At 59.6% G+C, this 24,777-nt stretch carries 15 protein-coding genes; 4 read left to right on the top strand and 11 right to left on the bottom strand.

Going from position 1 to position 24,777, the window contains the following annotated elements:
* Positions 1 to 11: 11 nt before the first annotated feature.
* The 4 genes from CWI75_RS06280 to CWI75_RS06265 all read right to left on the bottom strand — a co-directional run bounded on the left by CWI75_RS06280 (position 12) and on the right by CWI75_RS06265 (position 6,848).
* Positions 12 to 2,072, bottom strand: coding sequence for a hydantoinase/oxoprolinase family protein (locus CWI75_RS06280; RefSeq protein WP_101520631.1), 2,061 nt, complete (start codon positions 2,070 to 2,072; stop codon positions 12 to 14).
* Positions 2,073 to 2,106: 34 nt separating this feature from the next.
* Positions 2,107 to 3,030, bottom strand: a complete 924-nt coding sequence (locus tag CWI75_RS06275) for a hydroxymethylglutaryl-CoA lyase (protein ID WP_101520630.1) — start codon at positions 3,028 to 3,030, stop codon at positions 2,107 to 2,109.
* Positions 3,030 to 4,229, bottom strand: coding sequence for a CaiB/BaiF CoA transferase family protein (locus CWI75_RS06270; protein WP_101520629.1), 1,200 nt, complete (start codon positions 4,227 to 4,229; stop codon positions 3,030 to 3,032). Before CWI75_RS06270 ends, CWI75_RS06275 begins: the two co-directional genes overlap by 1 nt.
* Positions 4,230 to 4,343: 114 nt before the next feature.
* On the bottom strand, positions 4,344 to 6,848 hold the full coding sequence (locus tag CWI75_RS06265; protein ID WP_101520628.1) for a TonB-dependent receptor: 2,505 nt from the start codon (positions 6,846 to 6,848) through the stop codon (positions 4,344 to 4,346).
* 51 nt (positions 6,849 to 6,899) lie between these two features.
* On the opposite strand from CWI75_RS06265, the gene CWI75_RS18315 reads away from it, so the two are divergent.
* Both CWI75_RS18315 and CWI75_RS06260 read left to right on the top strand, forming a co-directional pair.
* Entirely contained in the window at positions 6,900 to 7,073 is a 174-nt protein-coding gene (locus CWI75_RS18315; protein ID WP_155523007.1) for a hypothetical protein, read from the top strand.
* 24 nt (positions 7,074 to 7,097) lie between these two features.
* A complete protein-coding gene (locus CWI75_RS06260; protein WP_101520627.1) occupies positions 7,098 to 9,077 on the top strand; it encodes a sigma 54-interacting transcriptional regulator in 1,980 nt (659 codons plus the stop codon).
* 24 nt (positions 9,078 to 9,101) lie between these two features.
* Here the strand turns inward: CWI75_RS06260 and CWI75_RS06255 are convergent, their stop codons facing one another.
* Entirely contained in the window at positions 9,102 to 9,689 is a 588-nt protein-coding gene (locus CWI75_RS06255) for an isochorismatase family protein (protein WP_101520626.1), read from the bottom strand.
* A 195-nt stretch (positions 9,690 to 9,884) separates the two neighbouring features.
* Between CWI75_RS06255 and CWI75_RS06250 the strand changes: the two genes are divergently transcribed.
* A complete protein-coding gene (locus CWI75_RS06250; RefSeq protein WP_241521098.1) occupies positions 9,885 to 11,075 on the top strand; it encodes an efflux RND transporter periplasmic adaptor subunit in 1,191 nt (396 codons plus the stop codon).
* Between the two features lie 15 nt (positions 11,076 to 11,090).
* Positions 11,091 to 14,213 carry an efflux RND transporter permease subunit gene (locus CWI75_RS06245; protein WP_101520625.1) on the top strand — a complete coding sequence of 1,041 codons (3,123 nt, stop codon included), beginning with the start codon at positions 11,091 to 11,093 and terminating at the stop codon, positions 14,211 to 14,213.
* Here the strand turns inward: CWI75_RS06245 and CWI75_RS06240 are convergent.
* The 6 genes from CWI75_RS06240 to dnaE all read right to left on the bottom strand — a co-directional run bounded on the left by CWI75_RS06240 (position 14,162) and on the right by dnaE (position 24,772).
* Positions 14,162 to 14,443: a DUF1244 domain-containing protein gene (locus tag CWI75_RS06240; protein ID WP_101520624.1), complete on the bottom strand. Its 282-nt coding sequence runs from the start codon at positions 14,441 to 14,443 to the stop codon at positions 14,162 to 14,164. The genes CWI75_RS06245 and CWI75_RS06240 overlap by 52 nt on opposite strands.
* Positions 14,444 to 14,524: 81 nt before the next feature.
* Positions 14,525 to 15,829, bottom strand: coding sequence for an efflux RND transporter periplasmic adaptor subunit (locus tag CWI75_RS06235; RefSeq protein ID WP_162300008.1), 1,305 nt, complete (start codon positions 15,827 to 15,829; stop codon positions 14,525 to 14,527).
* A gap of 20 nt (positions 15,830 to 15,849) precedes the next feature.
* Positions 15,850 to 18,981 carry an efflux RND transporter permease subunit gene (locus CWI75_RS06230; RefSeq protein ID WP_101520622.1) on the bottom strand — a complete coding sequence of 1,044 codons (3,132 nt, stop codon included), beginning with the start codon at positions 18,979 to 18,981 and terminating at the stop codon, positions 15,850 to 15,852.
* 89 nt (positions 18,982 to 19,070) lie between these two features.
* The gene (locus CWI75_RS06225; protein WP_101520621.1) at positions 19,071 to 20,285 is read right to left on the bottom strand and encodes an MFS transporter; all 1,215 of its coding nucleotides are present in this window, start codon (positions 20,283 to 20,285) and stop codon (positions 19,071 to 19,073) included.
* Between the two features lie 21 nt (positions 20,286 to 20,306).
* Positions 20,307 to 21,098 carry an SDR family oxidoreductase gene (locus tag CWI75_RS06220; protein WP_101520620.1) on the bottom strand — a complete coding sequence of 264 codons (792 nt, stop codon included), beginning with the start codon at positions 21,096 to 21,098 and terminating at the stop codon, positions 20,307 to 20,309.
* 185 nt (positions 21,099 to 21,283) lie between these two features.
* Complete coding sequence (gene dnaE / locus CWI75_RS06215) at positions 21,284 to 24,772, bottom strand: DNA polymerase III subunit alpha (RefSeq protein ID WP_101520619.1); 3,489 nt, start codon at positions 24,770 to 24,772, stop codon at positions 21,284 to 21,286.
* Positions 24,773 to 24,777: the final 5 nt, after the last annotated feature.

Here is a 24,777-nt window from a genome sequence, read left to right as displayed (position 1 = left end):
GGCTAATCCCCTCAGGCGGCCGGTGTGATCAACAGGTTGCCGACAGCATCCACCCGGGCCTCGTAGCCCGGCAGGATCACTGTCGTGGAGTCCATCTCATTGATGATCGCAGGGCCGGGAACCACCAGGCCCTCGTGCAACTTGCTGCGGTCATAAAGCGTGTTGTCGTGCCAGCTCCCGCCTGCGTAAAAACGGCTTTCGTGAATCTTGCAGTCTTCCAGGCTATTACCGGCCGCACCCACCTGCAACTCGGCTATGGCCGCGGTGCGGGCCTTGGCTACTGCCCGGATCATCAGTACTTCGTGGCCGTCGCCGAGCTTGAAGGTGAACAGCTGCTCATGTTCGGCGTCAAAAGCGTCGGTAAGCAGAGCCACGCCACGTTCGCGCAACTCGGCCTCTGTAAAGTCTACGGTAATCTGGAAGGCCTGGCCGGCATAGCGCAAATCCGCCTGGAAGGTGACCTCGTGGGTATTGGCGGGAATGCCATCCGCCACCAGTGACTCACCCGCGCGTGCCTGCAGCTCCTTCAGGTCCGCCAGCAGTTTTTCGTTGGTCAGGTCACCTGCCATCATCAGGTAGGTACGTGCTGCCTCGTCCTGCACCTGGGTGGTGGCATCACCATAGGCGCACAACACCCCCGGGCCGGGAGGAACAATCACCGGCCAGGCGTTGGTGAGAATACCCAGGGCATTGGCGTGCAGCGGCCCCGCACCACCAAAGCCTACCAGCGCGAAATCACGGGGATCATAACCCTGCTCAACCGATACCAGGCGCAGGGCGCCGAACATGGATTCGTTGACGATGCGCACAATCCCCTCGGCCGCCTCCATCAGGGGAATGCCCATGGCGTCCGCCACTTTTTGCACGGCGGCCTCGGAGGCGTCGTGATTGATCTGCATCTTGCCACCCAACTGCACATCCGCGGGCAGGTAACCCAACACCACATTGGCGTCACAAACGGTAGGCTCAAGGCCCCCTTTCATGTAGCAGGCGGGGCCGGGCACGGCACCGGCTGACTCCGGGCCTACACGAAGGGCCCCGGTCAGCTCGGGCACGAAGGCGATGGAACCGCCACCGGCACCCACGGTACGCACGTCAACCGACGGCGCACGCACCCGTACATCGCCGACAATGGTCTCACGGCGTACCCGGGCCCTGGAATTCTGGATCAGGGCGACGTCTGTGGACGTGCCGCCCATATCGAAGGTGAGGATATTATCGAAGCCGGCGCGGCTACAAAAATAGATGGCACCAGCCACACCGCCGGCGGGGCCGGACATCAGCAGATTGACAGGGGACTCTTCCGCCGCACGGGCCGAGGCCAGGCCTCCGTCGGAGCGGAGAATGGCAAGCTGGGTATTGCCGCCCATGCGCTCTTCCAGGGCCGCCTGCAGGTTGCGCACATAGGTGGCTACCTCCGGGCGCACATAAGAGTTCACCACCGTCGTTTCGGTGCGTTCATATTCCTGCATTTCCGGTACGACATCGCTGGAAATCGAAATAGGGATATCGCTGAAGATCTGCGCCGCAATGTCCCTGGCCTGCCGCTCGTGTTCGCCGTTGATGTAGGCGTTGATAAAACAGATGGTCAGGGCCTGGATACCGCCGCGGGCGTGCAACGCCTGCAGGTCCTCGCGCAGGCGATCCACGTCCAGCGCCCTGATCACATTACCATCCGAGGCCAGCCGTTCGTGAGCACCGATGGTCAATTCCAGTGGCGCAAGCAGTGGATTCTTGATGAAACTGACCCAGCCACCCAGGCCACCGGGACAATAGGAGCGTGCGACCTGCAACGTGTCCTCGTAGCCCGCCGTCGTGACGAGGCCGACCACGGCTCCGCGCCCGGTGAGTACGGCGTTGGTGGCCACAGTGGTGCCGTGCATGACCCGGTTGATCGCAGTGGGATCTATACCACTTTCGTCGCAGATACGGGCAATACCATTGAGCACACCGATGGAGGAATCCTCGGGCGTGGACGGCACTTTGGCAGTATGGGTTGCCCCGGTTTCCTCATTAATCAACAGCAGGTCGGTGAACGTGCCACCCACATCCACGCCAAGACGGTAACTCATCGGTGTTTCCTCATTTCCAGTAAGCTGTGTGTCATCAGTCCGCGCAAGCCGCGCTTTGCCTGGCCAGCCACGGTTTAAGCCAGGCCTTGGAGCGCCCGCCGGGTGCGGTACCGGTAAGCTGCTGTGCCAGATCGGACGCCACCATCAGGGCATCCAGGTTAATACCGGTGATAAAGCCCATCTGTTCCAGCATCATCACCACATCCTCGGTCGCCACGTTGCCGCCCGCGCCGGTTGCAAACGGGCAACCACCGAGGCCTGCGATGGAGGCATCAAAGTAACGGATTCCCGACTCGATTGCCGCAAACACATTGGCCAGCCCCATGGCGCGGGTATCATGAAAATGACAACCCAGGCGCGACGCGCCATGCTCCGTCACCAATCGCTGGGTGAGTTCGCGTACCTGTAGCGGGTTGGCAGCGGCGATAGTGTCGGCAAGCACAAACCGGTTCGCCCCAAGACCCAGAAACTTCCCGGCCACATCGGCCACCAGGCCAGGGTCCACGGGGCCGTCAAAAGGGCAACCAAAGGCGACGCCGATGGTCGCGATCACCGCGATACCATCCCCTTGTGCCTGCAGCAGAATGGCTTCGGTTACCTCGTCGGCCTGTTCCCGACTCATATTCACATTCTTGCGCGCCATGCCCTCACTGCCATAGAGCACCATTACCACGGTCTTGACCCCGGCATCGCGAGCCAGTTCGTAACCGCGCATATTGGGGATCAGGGTGCTGTAATGGCCGGCACCTACCTGTGCCAGGCCCGCAAAGACCGAACCGGTACCCGCCATCGCCGGGACCGCTTTCGGCGACACGAAGCTGCCGACCTCAATGTGGTCCAGCCCCGAGGCGCGGATCGCCTTTATCAGCTGCAGACGCTCGGTGACGGATAACACTTGACCCTGGTTCTGCAGACCATCCCGCGGGCCGACGTCGTTGATGATCACCTGTTCGCGCATCAAGCTATCACTCCGTCCGCCTTCATGGCTTCAATCTGTTCCCGGGTCAGACCCAGCAGCCCCGAAAGTACCTCGCTGGTATGCTGCCCCAGCAGTGGCGCAGGCGCAAATTCCTCGGCACCGGTACGCGACAGCTTGATCGGGTTGCCCGGACCGCGGGTGCTGCTGCCATCGGGATGCTGCAAGTCGACCACCATTTTGCGATGCAGAACCTGCGGATCCGAGAGCGCCTGGCTGAACTTGTTCACCGGGGCGCAGGGAATGCGCCTCGCCTCAAGCTCGGCAATCCAGTAACTGCATGTATTGGCGACCAATACTTCGTTCAGCTTCCCGTTGATGAACTCCCTGTCGGCGAAACGTCCCGGCTGGCCGTCATAATCGGCGTTATTGAACTCGGGAATCTGCACCAGGGTCTTCAGATTCTGCCAGAAATTGTCGGTTATCACTGCAATCACGATAAACCCATCAGAGCAGGTAAACGTGTCGTAGGGTACGTGCACAAAATGAGAGTTACCGATCGGGTACGGATCCTCCCCCGACAGGAAGTGCATGGTCGCCATGTAATTGAGCATGGAGATCTGGCAGTCGAGCATGGAGATATCCACGTGTTGCCCACTGCCGCTACGCTCCCGCTCGTACAGCGCCGCGAGCAGGCCCATGACCCCGAACATGCCACCGCCCAGGTCGCCGATGGGAATGCCTGCGCGCACCGGATGCGCTGGATCGGTCCCGGTGATGGACATGCCGCCACCGGTGGCCTGGGCCACCTGATCGAAGGCCGGGCGCTGGTAGTTGGGCCCGTCGGAGCCAAACCCGGAAATGGTGCAGGTGATGATACGCGGGTTGATCGCACTGAGTGTCTCGAAATCGATCTTCAGGCGCTCCGGCACACCGGCACCAAAGTTGCTGAGCACGATGTCCGCCTTTGTCACCAACTCATAGAACAGGGCCAGTCCGGCCTCACTCTTGAGATCAATGGCCACACTCTTCTTATTACGATTGAGGGTAATGAAGTAGGCACCCATTCCGCCCAGGGAATTTTTGGGGTCGCTTGCCAGAAGCTTGCGGGTACCCTCCCCTTGCAAGGGCTCGATCTTGATGGTCTCCGCACCCAGGTCCGCCAGGATCATGCCACCATAGGGTCCGGATAACATGTGGGTCAGGTCGAGGATACGTATCCCCGCGAGTGCCTTCTTCAATGAACAACTCCTTTATTATGCCTGCTTGGCTGAGAGCCAAGAAAAAGCCGACCCTAAAGCCGGCTCCTGGTACCCTCAACGGGTTGCGTGCTTCAGTTCAGTTACCACCGGCGATCAGAAGCGGTAGCTGAAGTCCACACCATAGGTGCGCAGTGCGGACGGATGATTGAAGGTACCGCCGAACTCGGCCGCCGGAATGATTTCCTGCAGATACTTCTCATCAGTCAGGTTTCGTCCCCATGCGGTAACCGTCCAGCTTTCACCCTCCAGGCCAACGCGCAGGTTTACGGTGTCGTAAGCGTCCCGGCTGGCGCGCGAGAAATCCTGGTTGAAACCAGGACCGAAGAAGGCATTCCATATCGTCGGCGTCTGCTCACCCTGAAGCGTGTGGAACCACATCTCGCCGGTATACTGCCAGTCTACGCGCGCCATCAGGTCGATGCCCGAAGCCAGCGGATAGACCAGCTCGGCACCCAGGTTGGCTGTCCTGTCCGGCGCCTGCGGCACATCATTTCCTACTGATGCAGGCCGGTTCCGGTTTTCCTCGATCTGGGAGTCAAGCAAACCGAGGCCGCCATAGACGGTAAGGGTTTCAGTCGCCACGAAGCTGAAATCGGCCTCAAAACCCTGGATATAGATATCTTCGATGGTAGTCACCGCGCGCAGCAAACCAAAAGGCCCGGCAAAAAACTCGAAGAACTGGTTGTCCTCGACATCGGTACGGAACAATGAGGCATTCACTCGCAAGCGACGATCCAGCCACTCGGTCTTGAATCCCAACTCGAAGGCTTCCGATACTTCCTTGTTGTATTCATCGCGCACCTTGAGGTCCGCATCCACCGCTTCACCGGGGCCACCGAATCCGCTGTTAAACCAAAAAGACAAAAGATCATCCGTACCCACGGAGTTAAAGCCACCACTGCGGAAGCCGACACCATAGCTGGCAAAGACGGTGACATCGTCAACAGGACGCCAACTCCAGGTCAGCTTGGGCTGCCACTGGCTGAATGACGTCTCCCGGTCGGGCACGCCATCAGGGTTATTTTCCAGGGCCGGGTTTATTTTACCCGGCAGGTTGATATTAAGACCGGAGCCACTCACATTGGGCACCTGGTTCATGACCTTGCGGTTTTCGTGGTCGTAGCGCACCGCCAGCGCAACCTCCATGGTTTCGCTCAGGTCAAACTCAAGTTGGCCGTACACCGACTGTACGCTGGTATCAAACTCATCCCAGAACAACAGGTCGGTGGGGTTTGGACCGGTGGGGTCAACATAGGGCTGGCGCAGGAAACCCTGCCCCTGATCGGCACCGTAGGCGATGACCACCTCGCGCTCTATTTCGGCAAAATAGACACCGGCAATCCAGTTGATGGGGCCGTCGTTATTGGATACCAGGCGGGCATCAAAACTGACATCCTCCTGATTACGCTCCTGGTACTGATAGCCATCGCAGGAAGTGGGGGTGTAAGGACCATAGACACCCACAAAATCGTTGCCCGCACCCGGCGGCAAGACACCGAAGGGCTGGAAAAATTCACCGAACAAATCCGGTCGGGTAAAGCTGTTGAGGGTTGCCCGGTCACTCTGGCAAGCGGGCGTTAATTCATAACCATAAAAGGTCGCACTGGTGCCATCCGACAACAGATACTCTTCCAGGTCATTGTAGGCGACACTCGCCACCAGGTCGGCGAACCCCAGGTCCCAGTCCAGCTTGATTGCAAAGTCCCTGGTCTCCTGCTGGTTTTCACCAGGCACGTTGAAGACAAAGTTGGCGTCCATCTGGTTTACATCCGCAAAAAACGCGGGGCTGCCAAACACGGCCTCGAACTGCGGAATAGCAAATACCGCATTAAAGTTGATGGCACCGGCTTTTACTTCGGAGTAACCCGCTCGAAAATCCAGGGTGAGGTCAGGGCTGACATCCCAGATTGCCCGGGCACGAAAACTGTCGTCTTCGATAAAGTCGACCACACCATCACGTCCAGAGAAGGTGTTTGAATAGGAACCATCGTCCTGGCGCGTACTGAAAGACAAACGACCGAGTAAAGTATCATCGATGATCGGACCGCTGATCGTGCCACTGACCTTGCGCAGGTCCTGGTTGCCGGCACCCGCCGTAACCTTCCCTTCAAATTCGTTGGTCGGTGCCTTGGTGGTCACCAGAATGGCACCCGCCACAGCATTGCGCCCGTACAGTGCACCCTGAGGCCCCTTCAGGACTTCAACCTGCTGAACATCAAACAGCTCTTCGTTGAAGCTGTTGGGATTAGTGCTGAGAATACCATCCACCACATAAGCAAAAGTGGACTCGGCATCACGGGTGGATACGATGCCGCGAATACTGACCTGGGTATCGCCCACGTTGGCGGTATCCACAATCGTTACGTTTGGAATCAGGCCGATATAATCACCGGGGCGTTCGACGCCCGCACGCTGCAACGTCTGCTCGTCAATGGCAGTGATCGCAATCGGCACTTCCTGCAGGCTCTCCGCACGTTTACGGGCAGTAACCACCACCTCTTCCAGAGTAAAACCGCCTTGAGCATATGCCAGTGGTGTCGCGCCACAGGCCACTGTAGCGGCGACCCCGAGTGCCACCCATCTTTTTCTGGTATTCATTGTCGATATCCCCATCGTCATTTGTTATCCCCAGCGAAGAGATTGCCTCTCATGTTGTCAACAGCATTTATCGTGCCAAATCAGGAAAGCCATAACAGCCGCCTCGCAGATAAAGATATCACTCTGTTTTTCAGCAGGTTAGGTAATCAGGGCTCGACAGGGCAGCAATTACCCGGCAGCACACCATTTTTTTATATTTCATCTTTAGCCAGTTTTGTTTCATAATGATTTTTTCATTTTGAAACAGCAATGGAGGCGAACGCAGCAGCTTCCACCAGCGCAGACTGGATACAGGGAGGCTATGTGGACTGGCAACTGGCACGGGATTACCGCCCCACCATTCTGGTGGTGGGCTTTCGCAAACTGAGCCAGCTGATTAGCGTGGTCAGCCCGGAATTCGCCAGTAGCGCCCGGATTGAAATCCTCGATTTTGTATTCGAGAAAGATGTAACCATCAACAGTATCCTGCAATACCAGCACGCCGATGTGGTGGTCAGCGCGGGCTCCAACAGTGAATACCTGAAACAGCGTATTGACCTGCCCGTGCTCAGCCTCCCGGTTAGCGATCGCGATATCATCAAGGCACTTGGTACTGCCTCCGCGCTGGAAAATCGCATCATGATGATCAGCAATGGCGACCACTCCGACATACTGGAGGCGCTAACACCGTTGTTCAGCGCCGACATTGATCACGCCCGCTATGAAACCGCGGATGAAGCGCGGGCGATGGTTTATCTGGCGGTAAAAAAAGGCTATCCGCTGATCATTGGCTCCAGCTACGTCTGCTCACTGGCCGAGCAGGAAAACGTCAAGAGTTTGCTGCTGTACTCCAGCGAATCCTGCCGCACACTGATCCAGGACGCGATTGCTGTCGGCATTACAGCACAGACACGCAAGCTTACCCGCCGCGCGAAACAGGCTGCGCTGGCAAATAACAGTGTTGCAACCCTGATCACAGATCCTTCGGGGGAACTGCTGGCCTATGACCGCAGCCAACTCGAATCACTGGGAATGAACGATACCCACAAGATCAGCCAGGCAGCGAGCCAGCTGCACCTGGCCTTGCAGGATATTGAGCGGGAAAACCAGCGAGCAAGCGTCATCATTAACCAACAACCCTGCCTGGCAAAACGTTTCCTGTGTTCTCCCGAACAGCCGGAACAAGGCTATGTTTACACGCTGCGTACAGGCGGCGATTCGGAGGAACCGGTCGAGCGCGACCGTGCTGCTGCCGCTGGCGTGGCATCGGATAATGGTAAATTACAGTACCGTTCGGAAACCATGGCGAAGATTGACCAGCTGGTGAGCGCCTATGCCCGGACCAGAGGCACGGTGCTCATTACCGGGGAATCGGGTACCGGCAAGGAGCTGGTGGCACGGGAGATACACCAGCGCAGCAACTTCCGCAATGGTGAGTTCATCGCCATCAATTGCGGCGCGATCCCCGAAGAATTGTTTGAAAGCGAATTGTTCGGCTATGCCGACGGCGCGTTTACCGCCTCACGCAAGGGTGGCCGCACCGGACTGCTGCAGGCGGCCCACAACGGCGTATTCTTTCTCGACGAAATCAGTGAATTGCCACTGACGCAGCAGGCAAAAATCCTGCGCATTATCCAGGAGCGCAAGCTGAGACCGCTGGGCACCAATAAGGAAATCCCGCTGAATGTAAAGTTTGTTTGCGCCTCCAATCGCGACCTCGCACAACTGGTGGCCGATGGCCGCTTCAGGCAGGACCTTTACTACCGCCTGAATGTGCTGAACCTGCAAATCCCGCCCCTGCACCAGCGCCGGCAGGACATCCTGCCCATAGCCGACTGGCTGCTGCTCACCCAGGCCAGGGACTACGGTATCGACATACCGGTAGATGCCATCCTGGAACATCTGGGCGCAACGCTGCAAGCGTATAGCTGGCCGGGCAATGTGCGGGAGCTGGAGAATGTCACCGAGCGGATTGTCACTCACCTCATTGGCCATGATACCGCCGCAAGCCTGCACGATTGGCTACCGCATATCGCACCCGAGCTCTACGCAGATGTAAATCAAAGTACGGCCCCTTCCCGGCAAAGCGCAGGTAAAACAGCCGCAGCGCAGACACCCCTACGGGAAGCTGAGATGGAGATGATTATGACTGCCCTGCAACGCTTCGATGGCAACCGGGCGCGGGCCGCGAAACACCTCGGGATCAGTGCCACGACGCTGTGGCGGAGATTAAGGCAAGCCGACAGGTAAGATCCGGTGGCGCCAATAAAGCCTTTAACCCAACAATTCCAGCACCGCCTCCAACGAAACAACGTCGGCGTATTTGGCGTTCATGTCGTGTAGATTGGCGGCATGGGCATCCAGATTACGGTCGCCCACGGCCTCCCTTGCTACCACAACCGGGTACTCATATTGCAGGCCATCAATTACCGTGGCCCGCACGCAACCACTGGTGGTGAGACCGGTGACAACCAGGGAATCGACACCGCTGGCGCGTAGCTGATAATCGAGGTCCGTGCCATGAAATGCGCTGGCCCATTGTTTTTCGACCACTACGTCCCCGGGCAGGCACTGCAGGCGGGGGTCAAGCCGCACCCAATCCGACTCCGGGGTGAGCACGTTCAGGGCCGGCACGCGCTGGCGGAACACCCTGGCCTGGTCGGGACTGTGGTAGACCACGGTGGTAAAAAATACCGGTAACCGGCGCTCGTGAAACACCGCCAGCAGGGCGATGTTGGCAGCCACTACTGATTCACATTCGCTTCCCAATGGGCAGGCGGGGTCGGTAAAACCCCGGATCATGTCCACCAACAGCAGAGCAGGCCTACGACCAACACCCAGACTGTTTGTCGCCAAATCCATCACAATTCCTCACCAGTGCGCCAAAGATTCGGCTATTGTCATTCAATACTGTAAATAAGTCACATCGTCATTGAGTGTCTGGCCTTATCCAACGTTTAACCACTGGGTACCACCTCTTCAACCCGACGATTCCTGCGCAGGCGTACCGGATGGAAGAGTTACGGATTAATCCGCTCGCGGCACCAAAGGCAGAGAATGGCAATAACAAAAAAACAACTACTGGCACCCGTACTGACTCTGGTTGCGGGGGCAGCCGCCTATATGCTGCTGCATGCCACCGCGCCGAAGCCGGAGCAAAGGGAAGGTAACACGCGCCCGATAAGCGTCTATACCGCCACAGTGCAGGAGCAGTCGCTGGCGCTGGAGGTTGTCACCCAGGGCGAAGTACGTGCGGCAACGGAGCTGGATCTGGTGGCGCAGGTTGGCGGGCGTGTGACCTGGGTATCCCCCGAGTTCACCGAGGGCGGTCGTGTTGATCTTGACGAAGCCCTGCTTATCATTGAAGACACCGACTATCGACTTGCACTAAGCGAGGCCAGGGCACAGGTCGCCGGGACCGAGGTTGGGGTGCAACAGGCACTGGCGGATGCCGATGTTGCCCGCAAGCAATTGCGCAATGATCCGGGAGCCTCCGACCTGGCCCTGAAAAAACCCCAGGTGGCAGAAGCCAAAGCCAGGCTGCAGGCAGCGCAATCGCGACTCGAACAGGCTCGGGTCAACGTGGCACGCACGCGTATCACTCTGCCTTTTGATGGGCGACTGCTGAGCACCCGTACCAACATCGGCCAGTATGTCAGTCCCGGCAGTATCCTGGGCAGGGCTTTCGCTACCGACCGGGTAGAAATACGCCTGCCCCTGTCGGATTCGCAGCTGGCATCCCTGGACCTTCCAATAGGCTTTATCGCCGCGCAGGGGGAGGCTTTACCCGTTGCCTTCAGCGCTGTCGTGGCCGGCCGGGAACAACAGTGGCACGGCCATCTGCTGCGCCTTGATGCCGCTGTTGATCCGGACTCGCGAATGCTCTATGCCATGGCGGAGGTCAATGATCCCTACGGTAAGGGCGCCTCCGTAAACGGCATGCCGATGGCCGCCGGCCTGTTCGTGGAAGCGGTAATTCCGGCCCGCAAACTCGAGCGCGCCCTGGTCATTCCACCGGCGGCCCTGCGCGCCGGCGACCGGGTTCATGTGGTGAATGATAAAGGTCGGCTCGACTCGCGCATGGTCACCGTGCTGCACCGCAACAGTGAACGCGTGGTCATCGCCAGTGGGCTGCAGCAGGGCGAGCAGGTGATCGTTTCCGCCATCCGCAATGCCATACCGGGTATGGCACTGCTTGCCATACCCCAGCCAGGCGCCGAAGTCGCCGCCGCCCCAACGGCGCCATAGCGCGGAGCAACAGCGATGGAACGTCTGATCAGTTGGTGGGCGCACAACCCGGTAGCAGCCAATCTGCTGATGATTGGCATCCTGCTCGCAGGTTTCCTGGGTTTTGTTGCCATGGAGCGCGAGGCGTTCCCGCAATTCAAGCTGAAGCAGGTGCAGATTGAGGTTACCTGGCCAGGGGCCGCACCCCAGGAAGTCGAGGAGCAAATCATCATCCGTATCGAGGAGTCCCTGAAGGACCTCGATAACGTCAAGCGCGTCTCCGCGACGGCAGCGGAAGGCCAGGCCAGCTTGAACGTTGCCACCTATCCCGATGTGGATATCAACGAATTCCTGAACGACGTCAAAAACCGGGTGGACGGGATCACCGCGTTGCCTCGCGATAGCGAGCCGCCCAAGGTTGCCCGGTTCCAGTTCCGCGAAGAGATGATCCGTATCGCCGTGCACGGCGAGGTGGGGGAACGGGAGCTCACCCGGCTGGCTGAAGGACTGCGCAACGAAGTGGCGGCGCTGCCTTATGTTTCCACCGTTGACTTGTTCGGGGTGCGCCGCGAGGAAGTAACCGTGGAGCTCTCTGAAGAATCCATGCGTCGCTATGACTTGAGCTTTGACGAGGTGGCCGCGGCCATTCGCGCGAGTTCAATCAACCTGTCTTCCGGCCAGGTACGCACCGCCACCGGCGATGTGCGCCTGCGTGCGCGCAACCTCGCGGACAACAGCGCTGAATTTGCCAACATCGTACTGCGCCAGACCAGCGAGGGCGCCATCGTCCGTATCGGCGACGTGGCGCGAATTGACGATGGCTATGAGGAGAACGATATCCTCGCCACCATGAATGGCGAACCCGCGGTGCTGATCCAGATCCTGTCCACCGACAACATGCAGGTGGTACAGGCCAGCGATGCGGTCAAGGCCTGGATGGAAGAAGCCCGGCCGGGCCTGCCCCAGGGCGTGGAGCTCACCCTCTGGTTTGATACCGCGGACATTTACAAAAGCCGTATGTCCACTATCGGTAACTCGGCCGTCATGGGACTGTTACTGGTGTTCCTGGTGCTTATCCTGTCGCTGCGGCCCAAGGTCGCCCTGTGGGTTACCGGAGGTATCGCCGTCGCCTTCCTCGGTACGTTTTCCCTGCTGCCGGCGAATGACGTCTCGCTCAACATCATGTCTACGTTTGCCTTCCTGCTGGTGCTCGGCATTGTTGTTGATGACGCCATCGTGGTCGGTGAAAGCATTCACCATCATGCCCAACTGGGTGGTGACAGCGTTGATGCCGCGGTCAAGGGCGCCCAGGCGGTGGCACGGCCGGTGGTATTTGCCGTGCTCACGACCATGATCGCCTTTGCGCCCTGGTTCTTCCTCGATATTGAGGGCGGTGAAATGACCAGGCAATTTTCCATTGTGATCACCGTAGCGCTGACCATTTCCCTGATTGAGACGTTTTTCATCCTGCCGTCCCACCTGCGGCACCTGGAACACCGGCAGCACCTCGGCGGCTGGCGCCTGCGCCAAAAGCGTATTGAAGAGAGCATCGTACACTTCGCCAATACCCACTACCGCCGCCTGCTGCTGTGGGCCACACGTCACCGATACCTGACCAGCAGCCTGTTTGCTACTGCATTCATCATCAGCCTGGGGGTGTTTACCGCGGGCTGGGTGAAATTCACCTTTTTCCCCGAAGTGCAGGACGAGCAGATCTACATCAACGTGGTAATGCCCAGCGGTGCGCCCTACTCACGCGCCCTGGCGGTACTGGAACAACTGCAGGAAGCCGAGCGCCAGCTCATCCGGGATGTAGAGCAAGAGGCGCTTACCAACAATAGCAGTGGCAAACTCATTGAAGGCTGGTACACACGCTCGCGTCGCGACAGTGTCGTTGCCATCGTGCGCCTGTCACCGCCGGAACAACGCAGCCTGTCCGCCAAGGAGGCCGCGGAGCGCTTCCGGGCCCTGGTGGGTGACATCCCCGATGCCGAGGAAATCGAGGTCAATTACACCCTGAACAACCAGGGCCCGGCAATGACGTACCTGTTGCGGCACCGGGATCTTGACCTGTTGCAGGCTGCCAGTTCGGAACTGCAACAACAACTGCGCACCTACAGTGGCACTTATTACATTCGCGACAGCCTGCGCGGCGGCACCCAGGAGATGCACCTGCAGTTGCGACCCGGCGCTGAAAAACTGGGGATCACCCTGGCCGAAGTCTCGCGCCAGGTCCGCCAGGCGTATTATGGTGAAGAGGTACAGCGCTTGCCACGCGAGTATGGTGACGTCAGGGTAATGGCTCGCTATCCCGCCGCAGTGCGCGAAAACCTGGCCAGCCTGGATCATTTCCGGGTACGCACAGCCGATGGCAGGGCAGTCCCCCTGCTCTCGGTGGTGGATATTGAAGTCAACACCGCCGCCGAGCGCATTCAGCGCCGCGATGGTGGACGCATGGTAGAGATCTCTGCAGAAGCGGCCCCGGAACTGGTGAGTGATATCAACAGTGACCTGCGCGAGGCGTTCCTGCCGGGACTACAGGAACGCTATCCCGATCTTGAAATCCTGCGCGGTGGGCAGCAGGAAACAGAGCAGGAGTTCTTCAGCAAAATTGTCGCCCTTTATGCCATTGCGCTGTTCATGATGTATGCCCTGATCGCCGTGGCCTTCCGATCCTATGCCCTGCCGCTGCTGATCATGACCGCAATTCCCTTCGGCTTCATGGGCGCGGTATTCGGCCACCTGTTATTTGGCACACCCATGGCGCTGTTTTCCTACTTTGGCATTGGTGCCGCGGCGGGCGTCGTGGTGAATGACAACCTGGTACTGGTGGATTATATCGGGCGACTGCGCGAGCGCGGGCTGAGCACGGTGGACGCCGTAATCGAGGCCGGGGTCGCCCGTTTTCGCCCTATCCTGCTGACTACGGTCACCACCTTTGTCGGCCTTATACCCATCATGGCAGAGCGCTCTACAGACGCCCAGTTCCTCAAACCCGCGGTGCTGTCCCTGGCGTTCGGCGTATTATTTGCCCTGTTCGTTACCCTGCTGATGGTACCGGCGCTGTATCTGGCGGGAGAGGACTGTAAAGCACTGCTGCGCCGGTTTTATCCGGGCAAACCGGCATCCTCGCCGCCCGCTGTTGGCAACGAGGTCTGATAACGCGCTTTCCATTCACTGTAGGGCATGCCGTAAATCCGCTCCCGGGCCGCCTCGTAAGACAGCTCAACACCCTCTTCCCCGGCTGCCTCCACAGTCCATTTGGCGAGGCAGTTGCGGCAAAAACCCGCCAGGTTCATCAGCTCTATATTCTGCACGTCCTTGCGGCTGTCCAGGTGAGCCAACCGGCGGCGCAGCACGGCGGCTTCGATTGCATCATCTTTCGACATGATCTTTCCTTTAGCGGGGGTAACAGTCGGCCGCTCACACGAGCGACATCCATGGCTGCCTATTTTAGCAGATACAAACCGTCAGCCCGCAACCTGCGGCTCACCGTCTGGATCCAGAAGAACCGCTTTCACACGCAGCCCTGACGCCGCCTGCGGCAGGTCGCTGGCGAGCACGTGGGCATCTTCCGGCAGCGCGCTGGCCTTCACCAGCACTTCCATCTCACCATGGGCATTTTGTCGCCGTCCCGCCGGTTCTACCGCAAGGGCCTGCAGGCGATCGTCTTTTACCAGGAATATACGCCGGTTTTCATAGAGGCTCTGCGGCGGCAGCGCCACCATCGCTTCGCTGCCCGGTAGCGTAATGCGAATGTCCACTACCCTGCCCAGGTCCAGTGCCGCGCCAACCCCGGGCGCCAACTGAAACAGGGCCTCGGTACCGCTGGCACCACGTTCCACGGCGCTCGCGAGCTGCAATAATTGCGCGGGGATTCCATGGCCGGTGAGCATGGCGTTAACCGGCTCTTGGCGTGCAAGCGCCGCCTGCAGACTATCCGCCGCTCCTGCAGGCAAGGCGACACGCACCTGGAGTGCACTACTGTCGAACAGGCTCAGCAGGGCGTGGCCACGCTGAACCCGTTCGCCGCCGCTGGTTTGCAGGCTGCTTATACGACCATCAAATGGGGCCCGGACCTCACTGCGCGCCCATTGTAACCGCTGCTGGTCAAGGTCTGCCCGGGCTCGCTCCAAAGCGGCTTCGGCACTGGCGCGACGCTGGGGGTGTTTGTCCACCAGTGCCTGCTGCTGCGCCAGCTCGATATTCAGACGCGCCATGTCCTGCTGTAGACTGTCACGTTGTTCCGTTGCCACCAGTTGCCGCGCGTGCAGGGATTGAAATCGCTGCAGACGCACGGCGCCAAGCTGCCGCAACTCCTGCAGGTGAGCCAGCACCGTGCGCTCGGCGGCAAAGTCCCGCGCCAGGGATGCTACCGCCGCTTCCTGTTCAGCAACCACCGCCTGCTGGCGGCGCAGCTGCACTTTCACATCTGCGGCGTCCAGTGACACCAGCAACTGGCCGGCCGTCACACGCTCTCCTTCGGCAATATGTACCTGCAGTACCTCGGCATCGATACCTGCGCCCAGTTCCGCGTGCCGCGGCGTTTCCACTCGCCCGAACAAGTCCAGTTGCGCCTGTAACAATCCGGACTCGGTAGCCACCATGGTTACCGGCCAGATTTTTTCCTCAACCGCCCTGGGATCGTGGCGTGGCGCGGTAGCCAGCAAGCTGGTGGTTCCCAGCGCTGCCACCGCCACAACGACGAGGAAAACCCGGTTTTTACGTGTCCAGTAACGGCGTAATCTGTCGATGCAGACTTTGAGACTATTCATTACCATTCTCCTCAGATAATTCAATGACCGGCAATCGCCAGTTGGCCGCTCGCAAATACCCTGCCTGCCGGTTGGGATTCACGATCAAGCAGTGATAACAGCACCGGTATCGTGAGCAGGATCAAAGTGGTGCCGTAGAGCAGCCCAAAGCAGATGACGACCGCCAGGGGCGCCATCGCTTCCCCCATGGGCGAACTTTCGAGCATCATCGGTATCAGCCCGACAGTCGTTGTCAGTGAGGTCAACAGCACCGGACGCAGACGCGATCGGCAGGCCTGCAACAACGCGTCCCTGGTTGCCATTCCCGCCATGCGATGTTCACGCCAGGTGGTGATCAGGATAATGGAGTCGTTAATGATGACACCGGTCAGGGTGAACAGGCCCATGATAGCCAGCGCGCCAAGATTCATACCCATGACCTGCAACCCGATAAGGGCGCCGGTAAGCCCCAGGGGAATCGCCACCATGACCGCCAGTGGCCAGGTCCAGGAGGCAAACATCCAGGCCAGGATCAGGTAGATCAGCAATAGCCCAATCAGCGCACCCAGCATCATGTCGGCGAGCACCTTTGCCTGTTCTGCAGAGCCTTCGCCCAGACCATAGCGAACGCCATAACGAGCGGTCAGGGCGGGAATGAGCTCTCGCTCCAGATCGGCAATGATCGCCATCGGCGTATTGACACGTTTGTCCACATGCCCGAAGACATTGATCACACGCTGGCCATTACGGTGGTTGATACGCTCGATGCCTCGCTGGGCGCTGACCTCCGCTACGCTGGCCAGCGGTAGCACCGCGCCCGATGGCGTAGTGATCGGCAGCCGCGCCAGGCTCGCAGGCTGATGCCGCTCGGCCTCGGGCAGGGATACCCGCACTTCCAGCTCCGCGCCGCTATCGGTAAATAACTGTATCCGCTGGCCACTGAAGGCAACCTCAAGCTGGCGGCCCAGCTCAGCGCTGGTGAGCCCTGCGGCGCGGCCCGCTGTGCTGAGGTTGAACAACCACTGTTCGCGTCCCAGCGGCAGATCATCAAAGACATTGCTGACCCCCGGATAGGTACTAACAGCCGCAGCAAGCTCATCGGCTGCCGCCTTGAGACTGTGGATATCCCCGCCACTGAGATAGAGCTGCAGGTCGGGAGAACCATTTTCACCGTCGGCGAGAGTAAATACTTCCACAGCGGGGTCAGGCGCGACGCGCCCTTGCCAGGCAGCGGAAAAATCGGCAAGACTGACCGTACGTTGATCCGGTGACACCAGTTCCACCTGGATGGTTGCATACTGGCTGCCGGTACGCGCCATTTGCTCAAGGGTTGCCCAGTTACGATGACGTATATGGGTGACAATGACATTGCCCCCAAACTCTGCATTGGTGGCCGCCAGTGCTGCCTCGGCTGCCCGCAGGAATGCCTGTTTGTCCGCCTCAGTCGCCTGTGGCGCAAACTGTATGTGCGCTTCGGCGAACTCGAAGTTTACCTGGACATCCAGCTCCAGCTTGATGCGTCCGGTCACCAGTAATGACACGGCAATCAGGAAGACACCCACAGCGCCCGCCAGTACAGACCGGCGGTGATTCAACGCCAGCCCAAGAAATGGCACAAAGTACCTCTCCACCAATCGCTGAAAACCGCGATCAAAGGCGCTGCGAAAGCGCCCCGGTTGGCGCAGTGACTGGCGTTCGAAACTGTGCCGCAGATGGCCGGGCATTACCAGGAAACACTCCACCAGGGAGGCCAGGATCACACAGGCCATCAACAGGGGTATCTCCCGAATAGCGGGCTGGTCCAGCACAATCAAGGGTAAGAAGGCTGCCATGGTCGTCAGTGACGAAGCCAGCACCGGGAGAAACATGCGTTGCGCCCCCTCCGACGCAGCCTGTTGCGGGCTGGCACCCGCCTCAAAGCGCGACAGGGCATGCTCACCCACCACAATGGCATCGTCCACAACAATACCCAGAGCCATGACCGCCCCAATCAGGCTGATGAAATTGATGGAACCCCCCAACCACCAGAATAAAAATAATGCGCCCAAAAAGGACACTGGAATTCCCAGCGTCACCCAGCCAGCCACCCTGAAATTGAGAAACAGAAACAGGCTGGCGATCACCAGCAACATCCCGGTCAGGCCGTTATTGACCACCAGCATCAGGGTTTCCCGGGCAAACCGCCAGGCCTCCAGCCAGAGGGATGCGGTAATACCACGAGCCGCCAGCACGTCGGCATTTTCTTCGTACCAGGCGTGCAGGATCCGCGCCTCCGCCATGACATCAGAGCCCTCGGCACGGCGCAGCCTGATCATGATGGCGGCTTCGCCATTGTGATACAGCAGCCGCTGGTCATCCTGCTGCCGTCGCTCGATCAGGGCGATGTCACCCAGGTAATGGAGACTTTCCGGCTCGCCCAGGGTCAGTGGCAACCCGGCAAATTCGCGGCTGCTGCGACGCTGCTCGAGACTGCGTAGCTGCCGCTGCAGATGGCCACTCCCCACTGAACCGGCCGCGGTATCGCGACTGTTATCCAGTACCTTGCGGGCAATTTCATGCAGGGGCACACCCAACTGGAACAGGGTATGGCTATCGATCTGGATAGCGATTTCTTCCCGGGGGATGCCGGAGAATTCAACATGGTCCGCACCGCGGGACAGCAGTTCGCGCTGAATATCACGAGCCAAGGGCACCAGCTCTTCCAGGGAGCCCTCACCCACCAGCAAAATGGCCGCGACGGTCTCCTGGAACGTGGCAACCCGGATAACCGGAGGTTCCATACCGGGCGGCAAATCCCGCGCCTGGTCCACCTGTTGCTTGACCCGGTCCAGTGCCTGGCCCATGTCCGCTTTATTGTCATAACGCAAACGGATCACCGCATTGCCATCGCGGGTAGTCGAGGTCATACCGCGTAGATTCTGTAAGCTGCGCAGTTGATGCTCCACCGGTTCGGTGAGCAGGCGCTCTACGTCCTCTGCGGCAGCTCCCGGCCAGGCAAGGGCAATCTCGACGGAGGTCGCGGGCTGGGTCGGATTCAGTTGCACCGTCAGCTGACGAATCCCCCAGAGACCCGCCAGCAGCAACAGGATCATCATCAGGTTGGCCGCCAGCGGATGGCGGGTAAAACGGGCAATTACGGAATTCTGGTCAGGGGGGCCGGCGGGATAAGACATGGCTCCGCGCTCCTATTGATATAGTGTTATACGTGACTATAACACCAAACAAAGGATACGCAAGTAACCGGGTAGAAAAATTCCCTGTTTCAGAACACAGGCTGTCCGTAAGTTCGCATGCGAATGAAGGGCAACAGTGACAAGCCCACCAGCAGCACGACAATAAAGCCTGCGAAAGCACCGCTATAACTACCGGTGGCATCGTGCACCATACCCGCCAGGGGAGGGCCCATAAGCGTTAACGGCATGATGACCGGTCCCATCAGACCCATTACCCGACCATAACTTGGCGCACCGAACAATACCGCCAGCAACGCGCCCCACACCGGCAGCATACCCCCCGCGGCAAGCCCCAGGGCACCACTGCCCAACAACAGGACAGTGTAACTATCGCCCAACAGGTAGGCTGCCAGGCCGAAAATGATCAAGAGAATGGCACTACCCAGACCCACGCGCAGATCAACCCGGTCCGCGATCGCACCAAAGCCCAGCTTGCCGGCGATACCGGCCAGCGCCAGTACCGAGATCAGCAATGCCGCGCCCTCCGCATCGGCACCGGTATCCAGGGCAAACGGCACCAGATTACTGAGTAGCGCCGTATACACGCCGAACAACAGGCTCATCACCAGTGCCACCAGCCAGAAATTACGCTCCCGCAAGAGGGCTGCAGTAGATATTTGCGGGGGCGGGGTCCCCACATCGGGCGGCGGGCTATCGCCATCGGGGCTAAGGCCCTTGTCTTCAGGGCGATTGACCACCAGCCACACGGCAGGCAGAGTCACCAACAGGCTGCCGATGCCCAGGATGCGCAGGGCGTCGCGCCAGGCAAAACTGTCAATCAGCCACTGTATCAGCGGCGGCAACAGGAACCCCCCCACCGAGGTGCCCACGGCGGCAATTCCCAACACCAGGCCCCGCTTGCGGGTGAACCAGCGCGCCAGTAATGTGGATGCCGTTAGTGGGCCCAGCAGATTCATGCCCAACGCCATGAAGAGTGCGTAAACAATCGGCACCTGCCAGCTGGCGGTCGTCAGGGACAGCAGTACATAACCCAAAGCCAGCCCCACGGCACCCAGCAACATCATCAGGCGCAGGGAACCGCGATCGATCATGCCTCCAAGAAACGGCGACAGCACACCGCCGGCGAGGGTCATCGCAGTAATACCCAGCATCATTGCCATTCGGCTGGATTCAAAAGCCTCGCCCAGGGGCACCGCAACCACGCTGTAGGAATACATGATGGCACCACTGCTGACCATCATCACCACAAATGCCACACCTACCAGAAACCAACCATAAAACATATTACGTTCCAACCTTTACTGTTAAACCGGCATGTACTCGCCGCCATTTACATCCAGTGCCGCGCCGGTTACAACGCGGGCATAATCGGAAGCGAGAAAAACCGCTGCCCTGGCACAGTCACCATCGTCGGGAATATGGCCCAGGGGAATATTCCGGGTGACTTCCGCCACCAGCTCCGCCTGGGATTTTCCACTCGCCTGCGCCTGCCAGGCGAAGTAGCCCTCAACTGCAGGACCCCACATCCAACCCATATGGCAGCTGTTGACCCGGATATTATCCGCGCCCAGCTCCAGTGCCAGATGCTTGGTGGCCGAGCGCAAGGCCGACTTGGTTGCGCCGTAGCCCCCCTGGGTGGCCAGCGGCTTGTGTTCCACCATGGTGGCTATCATGACAATGGCGCCGCCACCCGCCGCGCGCATCCCCGGTACACAGGCCTGGGTAAGCTGCATGGTGCCAAAAAAGTTAACCTCCATACTGCGTCGCCAGCCGTCCAGGTCCGCCTCCGCGATGGGTTCGAAACTGCCGGGGTCGTAAGCACTGTTGAAGAGCACATCAATACGCCCGAATTCAGCCATGGTGCGCGCTGCCAGGGCCAGACACTGATCGCGGTCGGCAATGTCGGTAACGACCTTGAGAACCCGGGTTCCCAGACCCAGTGCCTGTATTTCCTGCTCGGCAGTATCCAGCTTGGCCGCAGTTCGCGCCGCCAGCACCACGCCGGCAGCACCTTCGCTCGCCGCCAGAGTCGATAACTCCTGGCCAAGCCCCGGCCCGATACCGGACACAATCACTACTTTGTCTTTGAGTAACATGCTGTTTGATCCTCGCGTCTTATGTTTATCTGGCGATCCCGGGCGAAGGATGTTCCTGGCCCCGTTACTGCCATTCTGGGTGCGAGGGCACCGTGGCGCAATGGCAGAGCGGGCAGCGACGGGGATCGGTGCAGCAGTTCGAACCGGAAGCGGAATGTGGTTGGCGGTGCCTGCAGCCAGGCGATCTAGTTATAGCAAAGCATCACGCTATCGGCACCCAGGGCATCGCGCAACTCTTGCAATAACTCGTCGCTGGGTACCACCGACCAGTTCTCGCCAAGCTTGACCCTGGCCCGGTTACGGGGCTGTCGGTACCATAGCGATACCGGACAGCTGCCACCGCTTGCAACCGTCAGTGTCCTCGCCAGACGTTCGGCAAAGCGTTCATCAAGCATGTCCTGGCAAACTTCGATGGTAAGCTCGGTGGCAAAAGATTCCCTGGCCTCAAGCAGGCTGCGCACGCCCTTGGCCCGCATCGACAGGCCACCGGAATAGTCGTCGTGGGCCACGCTGCCGTCAATAATAACGATCTGGTCCTTGGTGAGCTGGTCACGTTTTTCGTTATAGGTCTCGGCGTACACCGTTACCTCAATTCGCGCACTGCGATCGTCCAGTTGCAGAATGGCCATGGTATCGCCGCGCTTGGTTTTCATGGTGCGCGCGGCCACAATCAGCCCCGCCACTACCTGGCCACCCTGCTTGTCGGCGCGCAGGTCAGCAATTCGGGTAGGCGCAAACTTGCGCACTTCCTGCTCATACTCATCGATGGGGTGGCCGGTAACATACAGCCCAAGAGTGTCTCTTTCACCCCCAAGACGCTCCTTACCGGTCCAGGGGCGGGCACCCTGGAACGCCGCATACGGATCGGCACCGGGATCCGCAGGGCCAGGGGTGACTTCGCCAAACAGGTCGGCAATACCACAGTCGCGATTATTGGCGCTCTGTTCCGCGGTTTTCAGGGCATCCTCCAGCGCCGCCATCAGCACCCAGCGCGAGGTGCCCAGGCGATCAAAAGCACCGGCCCGGATCAGTGCCTCGATGGCCCGGCGATTGACCTTGCGCGGATCGGTGCGGGCACAGAAATCGAACAGATCGCGGAAGGCGCCACCCTCCTCACGCGCGCACAGAAGATTCTCCACCGGCCCCTCACCGAGCCCCTTGATGGCACCCAGGCCGTAAATAATATCGTTGTCCGCATTGACCGTGAACATGTACTGGCCTTCGTTCACATCGGGCAACCTCAGTGCCAGCTGCATGGCCCGGCACTCTTCCACGAAGACCACGATCTTGTCGGTGTTCTGCAGTTCAGAACTCATCACCGCGGCCATGAACTGGGCCGGGTAATGGGTTTTCAGCCATGCCGTCTGGTAAGACACCAGCGCGTAGGCCGCGGAGTGGGACTTATTGAAACCATAACCGGCAAATTTTTCCACCAGGTCAAAGATACGGATCGCCAGCTCCCCATCGATCCCTTTATCCCGCGCCCCCTGCTCGAAGATCGCGCGCTGCTTGGCCATTTCCTCGGGCTTTTTCTTGCCCATGGCCCGACGCAACAGGTCTGCCTCGCCGAGGCTGTAGCCCGCCAGTTCCTGGGCGATCTGCATCACCTGTTCCTGGTACAGAATGATACCGTAGGTGGGCTCGAGAATCGGTTGCAGCAGTGGATGCTGGTACTGCGGATCGGGATAGGAAATCGCTTCCCGGCCATGCTTGCGATTGATGAAGTTATCAACCATCCCCGACTGCAGGGGACCGGGCCGGAACAGGGCCACCAGGGCGATGATATCTTCAAAAGAATCCGGCCGCAGGCGCTTGATCAGGTCTTTCATGCCCCGGGATTCCAGCTGGAAGACCGCGGTGGTTTCCGCCGCTTGCAACAAAGCAAAGCTGCGCTGGTCAACCAGCGGAATCTCCGAGATGTCCAGCGGGGTCTCATCGTGGCTCGCGCGCAGCTGGTTGATCATGCGCACCGCCCAGTCGATGATGGTGAGGGTGCGCAGGCCGAGGAAGTCGAACTTGACCAGGCCGGCGTCTTCAACATCGCCCTTGTCATACTGGGTTACCAGTCCGGAACCCGTTTCATCACAGTACAGCGGCGAAAAATCAGTAAGCTTTGAGGGTGCGATAACCACGCCCCCGGCGTGCTTGCCCACGTTGCGGGTAATACCCTCAAGCTGTACCGCCATATCCCATATTTCGAGCGCCTGGCTGTCATCGTCGAGGAACTGGCGCAGGGTTTCCTCCTGCTCCAGGGCCTTGGCCAGGGTCATGCCCACCTCGAAGGGGATCATCTTGGACAGCTTGTCGCCCAGGCTGTAGGGACGGGCCTGCACCCGTGCCACGTCGCGCACCACCGCCTTTGCGGCCATGGTGCCAAAGGTAATGATCTGGGACACAGCCTCACGGCCATAGGTCTCGGCAACGTAATCAATAACCCGGTCGCGCTTCTCCATACAGAAGTCGACGTCAAAGTCGGGCATGGATACCCGTTCCGGGTTCAGGAAGCGCTCAAACAGGAGATCGTACTGCAGTGGGTCGAGGTCAGTGATCTCCAGGGCATAAGCCACCAGTGAACCCGCACCGGAACCGCGCCCGGGACCCACCGGGATATCGTGCTGCTTGGCCCAGCGGATGAAGTCCATCACGATCAGGAAGTAACCGGGAAACCCCATCTGGGTAATGGTGTTGAGTTCAAAATCAAGGCGCGCGCGATAGGTCTGTTGTCGCTGTGAAAAGTCCGCGCCGCCGACGTCAAACAGGCGCTCCAGGCGCCGGTCGAGCCCTTCGTGGGAAAGCTGGTAAAAGTACTGGTCCATGGTCAGCCCTTCCGGTACCGGATAATCCGGCAGGTAGGGCTTGCCCAGTTCGAGAACCAGGTTACAGCGGCGCGCAATTTCAACACTATTGGCCAACGCCTCGGGAATATCCGCGAATAGCGCCGCCATCTCCTCCGGAGAGCGCAGGTATTGCTCTTCGGTATAAACGCGGGCACGCCGGGGATCGTCCAGGGTGCGCCCTTCGCGGATGCAAACGCGCGCCTCATGGGCTTCGAATTCACTGGCATCGAGGAAGCGCACATCGTTGGTGGCCACCACCGGGCACTGGATTTGCGCGGCCAGGGCTACCGCTGCGTGCAGGTACGACTCATCGCCCTCGCGACCGGTGCGATGCAGTTCCAGGTAGAAACGCCCGGGATACAGTGCCTGCCAGTAACGCGCGCGCTCCAGCGCCTGAACCTGGCGTTCTCCCAGCAGAGCCTGGCCAACATCACCGGCGGTGCCACAGGACAGCGCGATCAGGTCGTCGCTGCACTCTTCCAGCCAGGCCTTGTGCACATAGGCAACGCCGAGGTACTGGCCCTCCGTGTAAGCCCGGGAGATGAGTACGGTCAGGTTGCGATACCCGGTCTGGCTCATCGCCAGCAGGCATAATGGATAGGCCCGCTCGGGGTCGTCTTCGTCAATGACACGCAGGTCGACGCCGAAAATCGGCTTCACGCCGGCGGCAAACGCGGCCTTGTAAACCTTGACCAGCGCATAGAAGTTACAGACATCCGTTACCCCCACAGCCGCCATACCCAGGGTGGCGACGCGCTCGACCAGGGGCTTGACGCGCACCAGGCCGTCGACGAGGGAGTATTCGGTATGCAGCCTGAGATGGACGAAGTCGGTCATGGCGG

It is taken from the genome of Kineobactrum sediminis (assembly GCF_002868715.1).
GTDB classification, from domain to species: Bacteria; Pseudomonadota; Gammaproteobacteria; order Pseudomonadales; family Halieaceae; genus Kineobactrum; species Kineobactrum sediminis.
The sequence above is the reverse complement of the archived record's forward strand: the minus strand, read 5'-3'. Positions and strand labels throughout refer to the sequence as shown.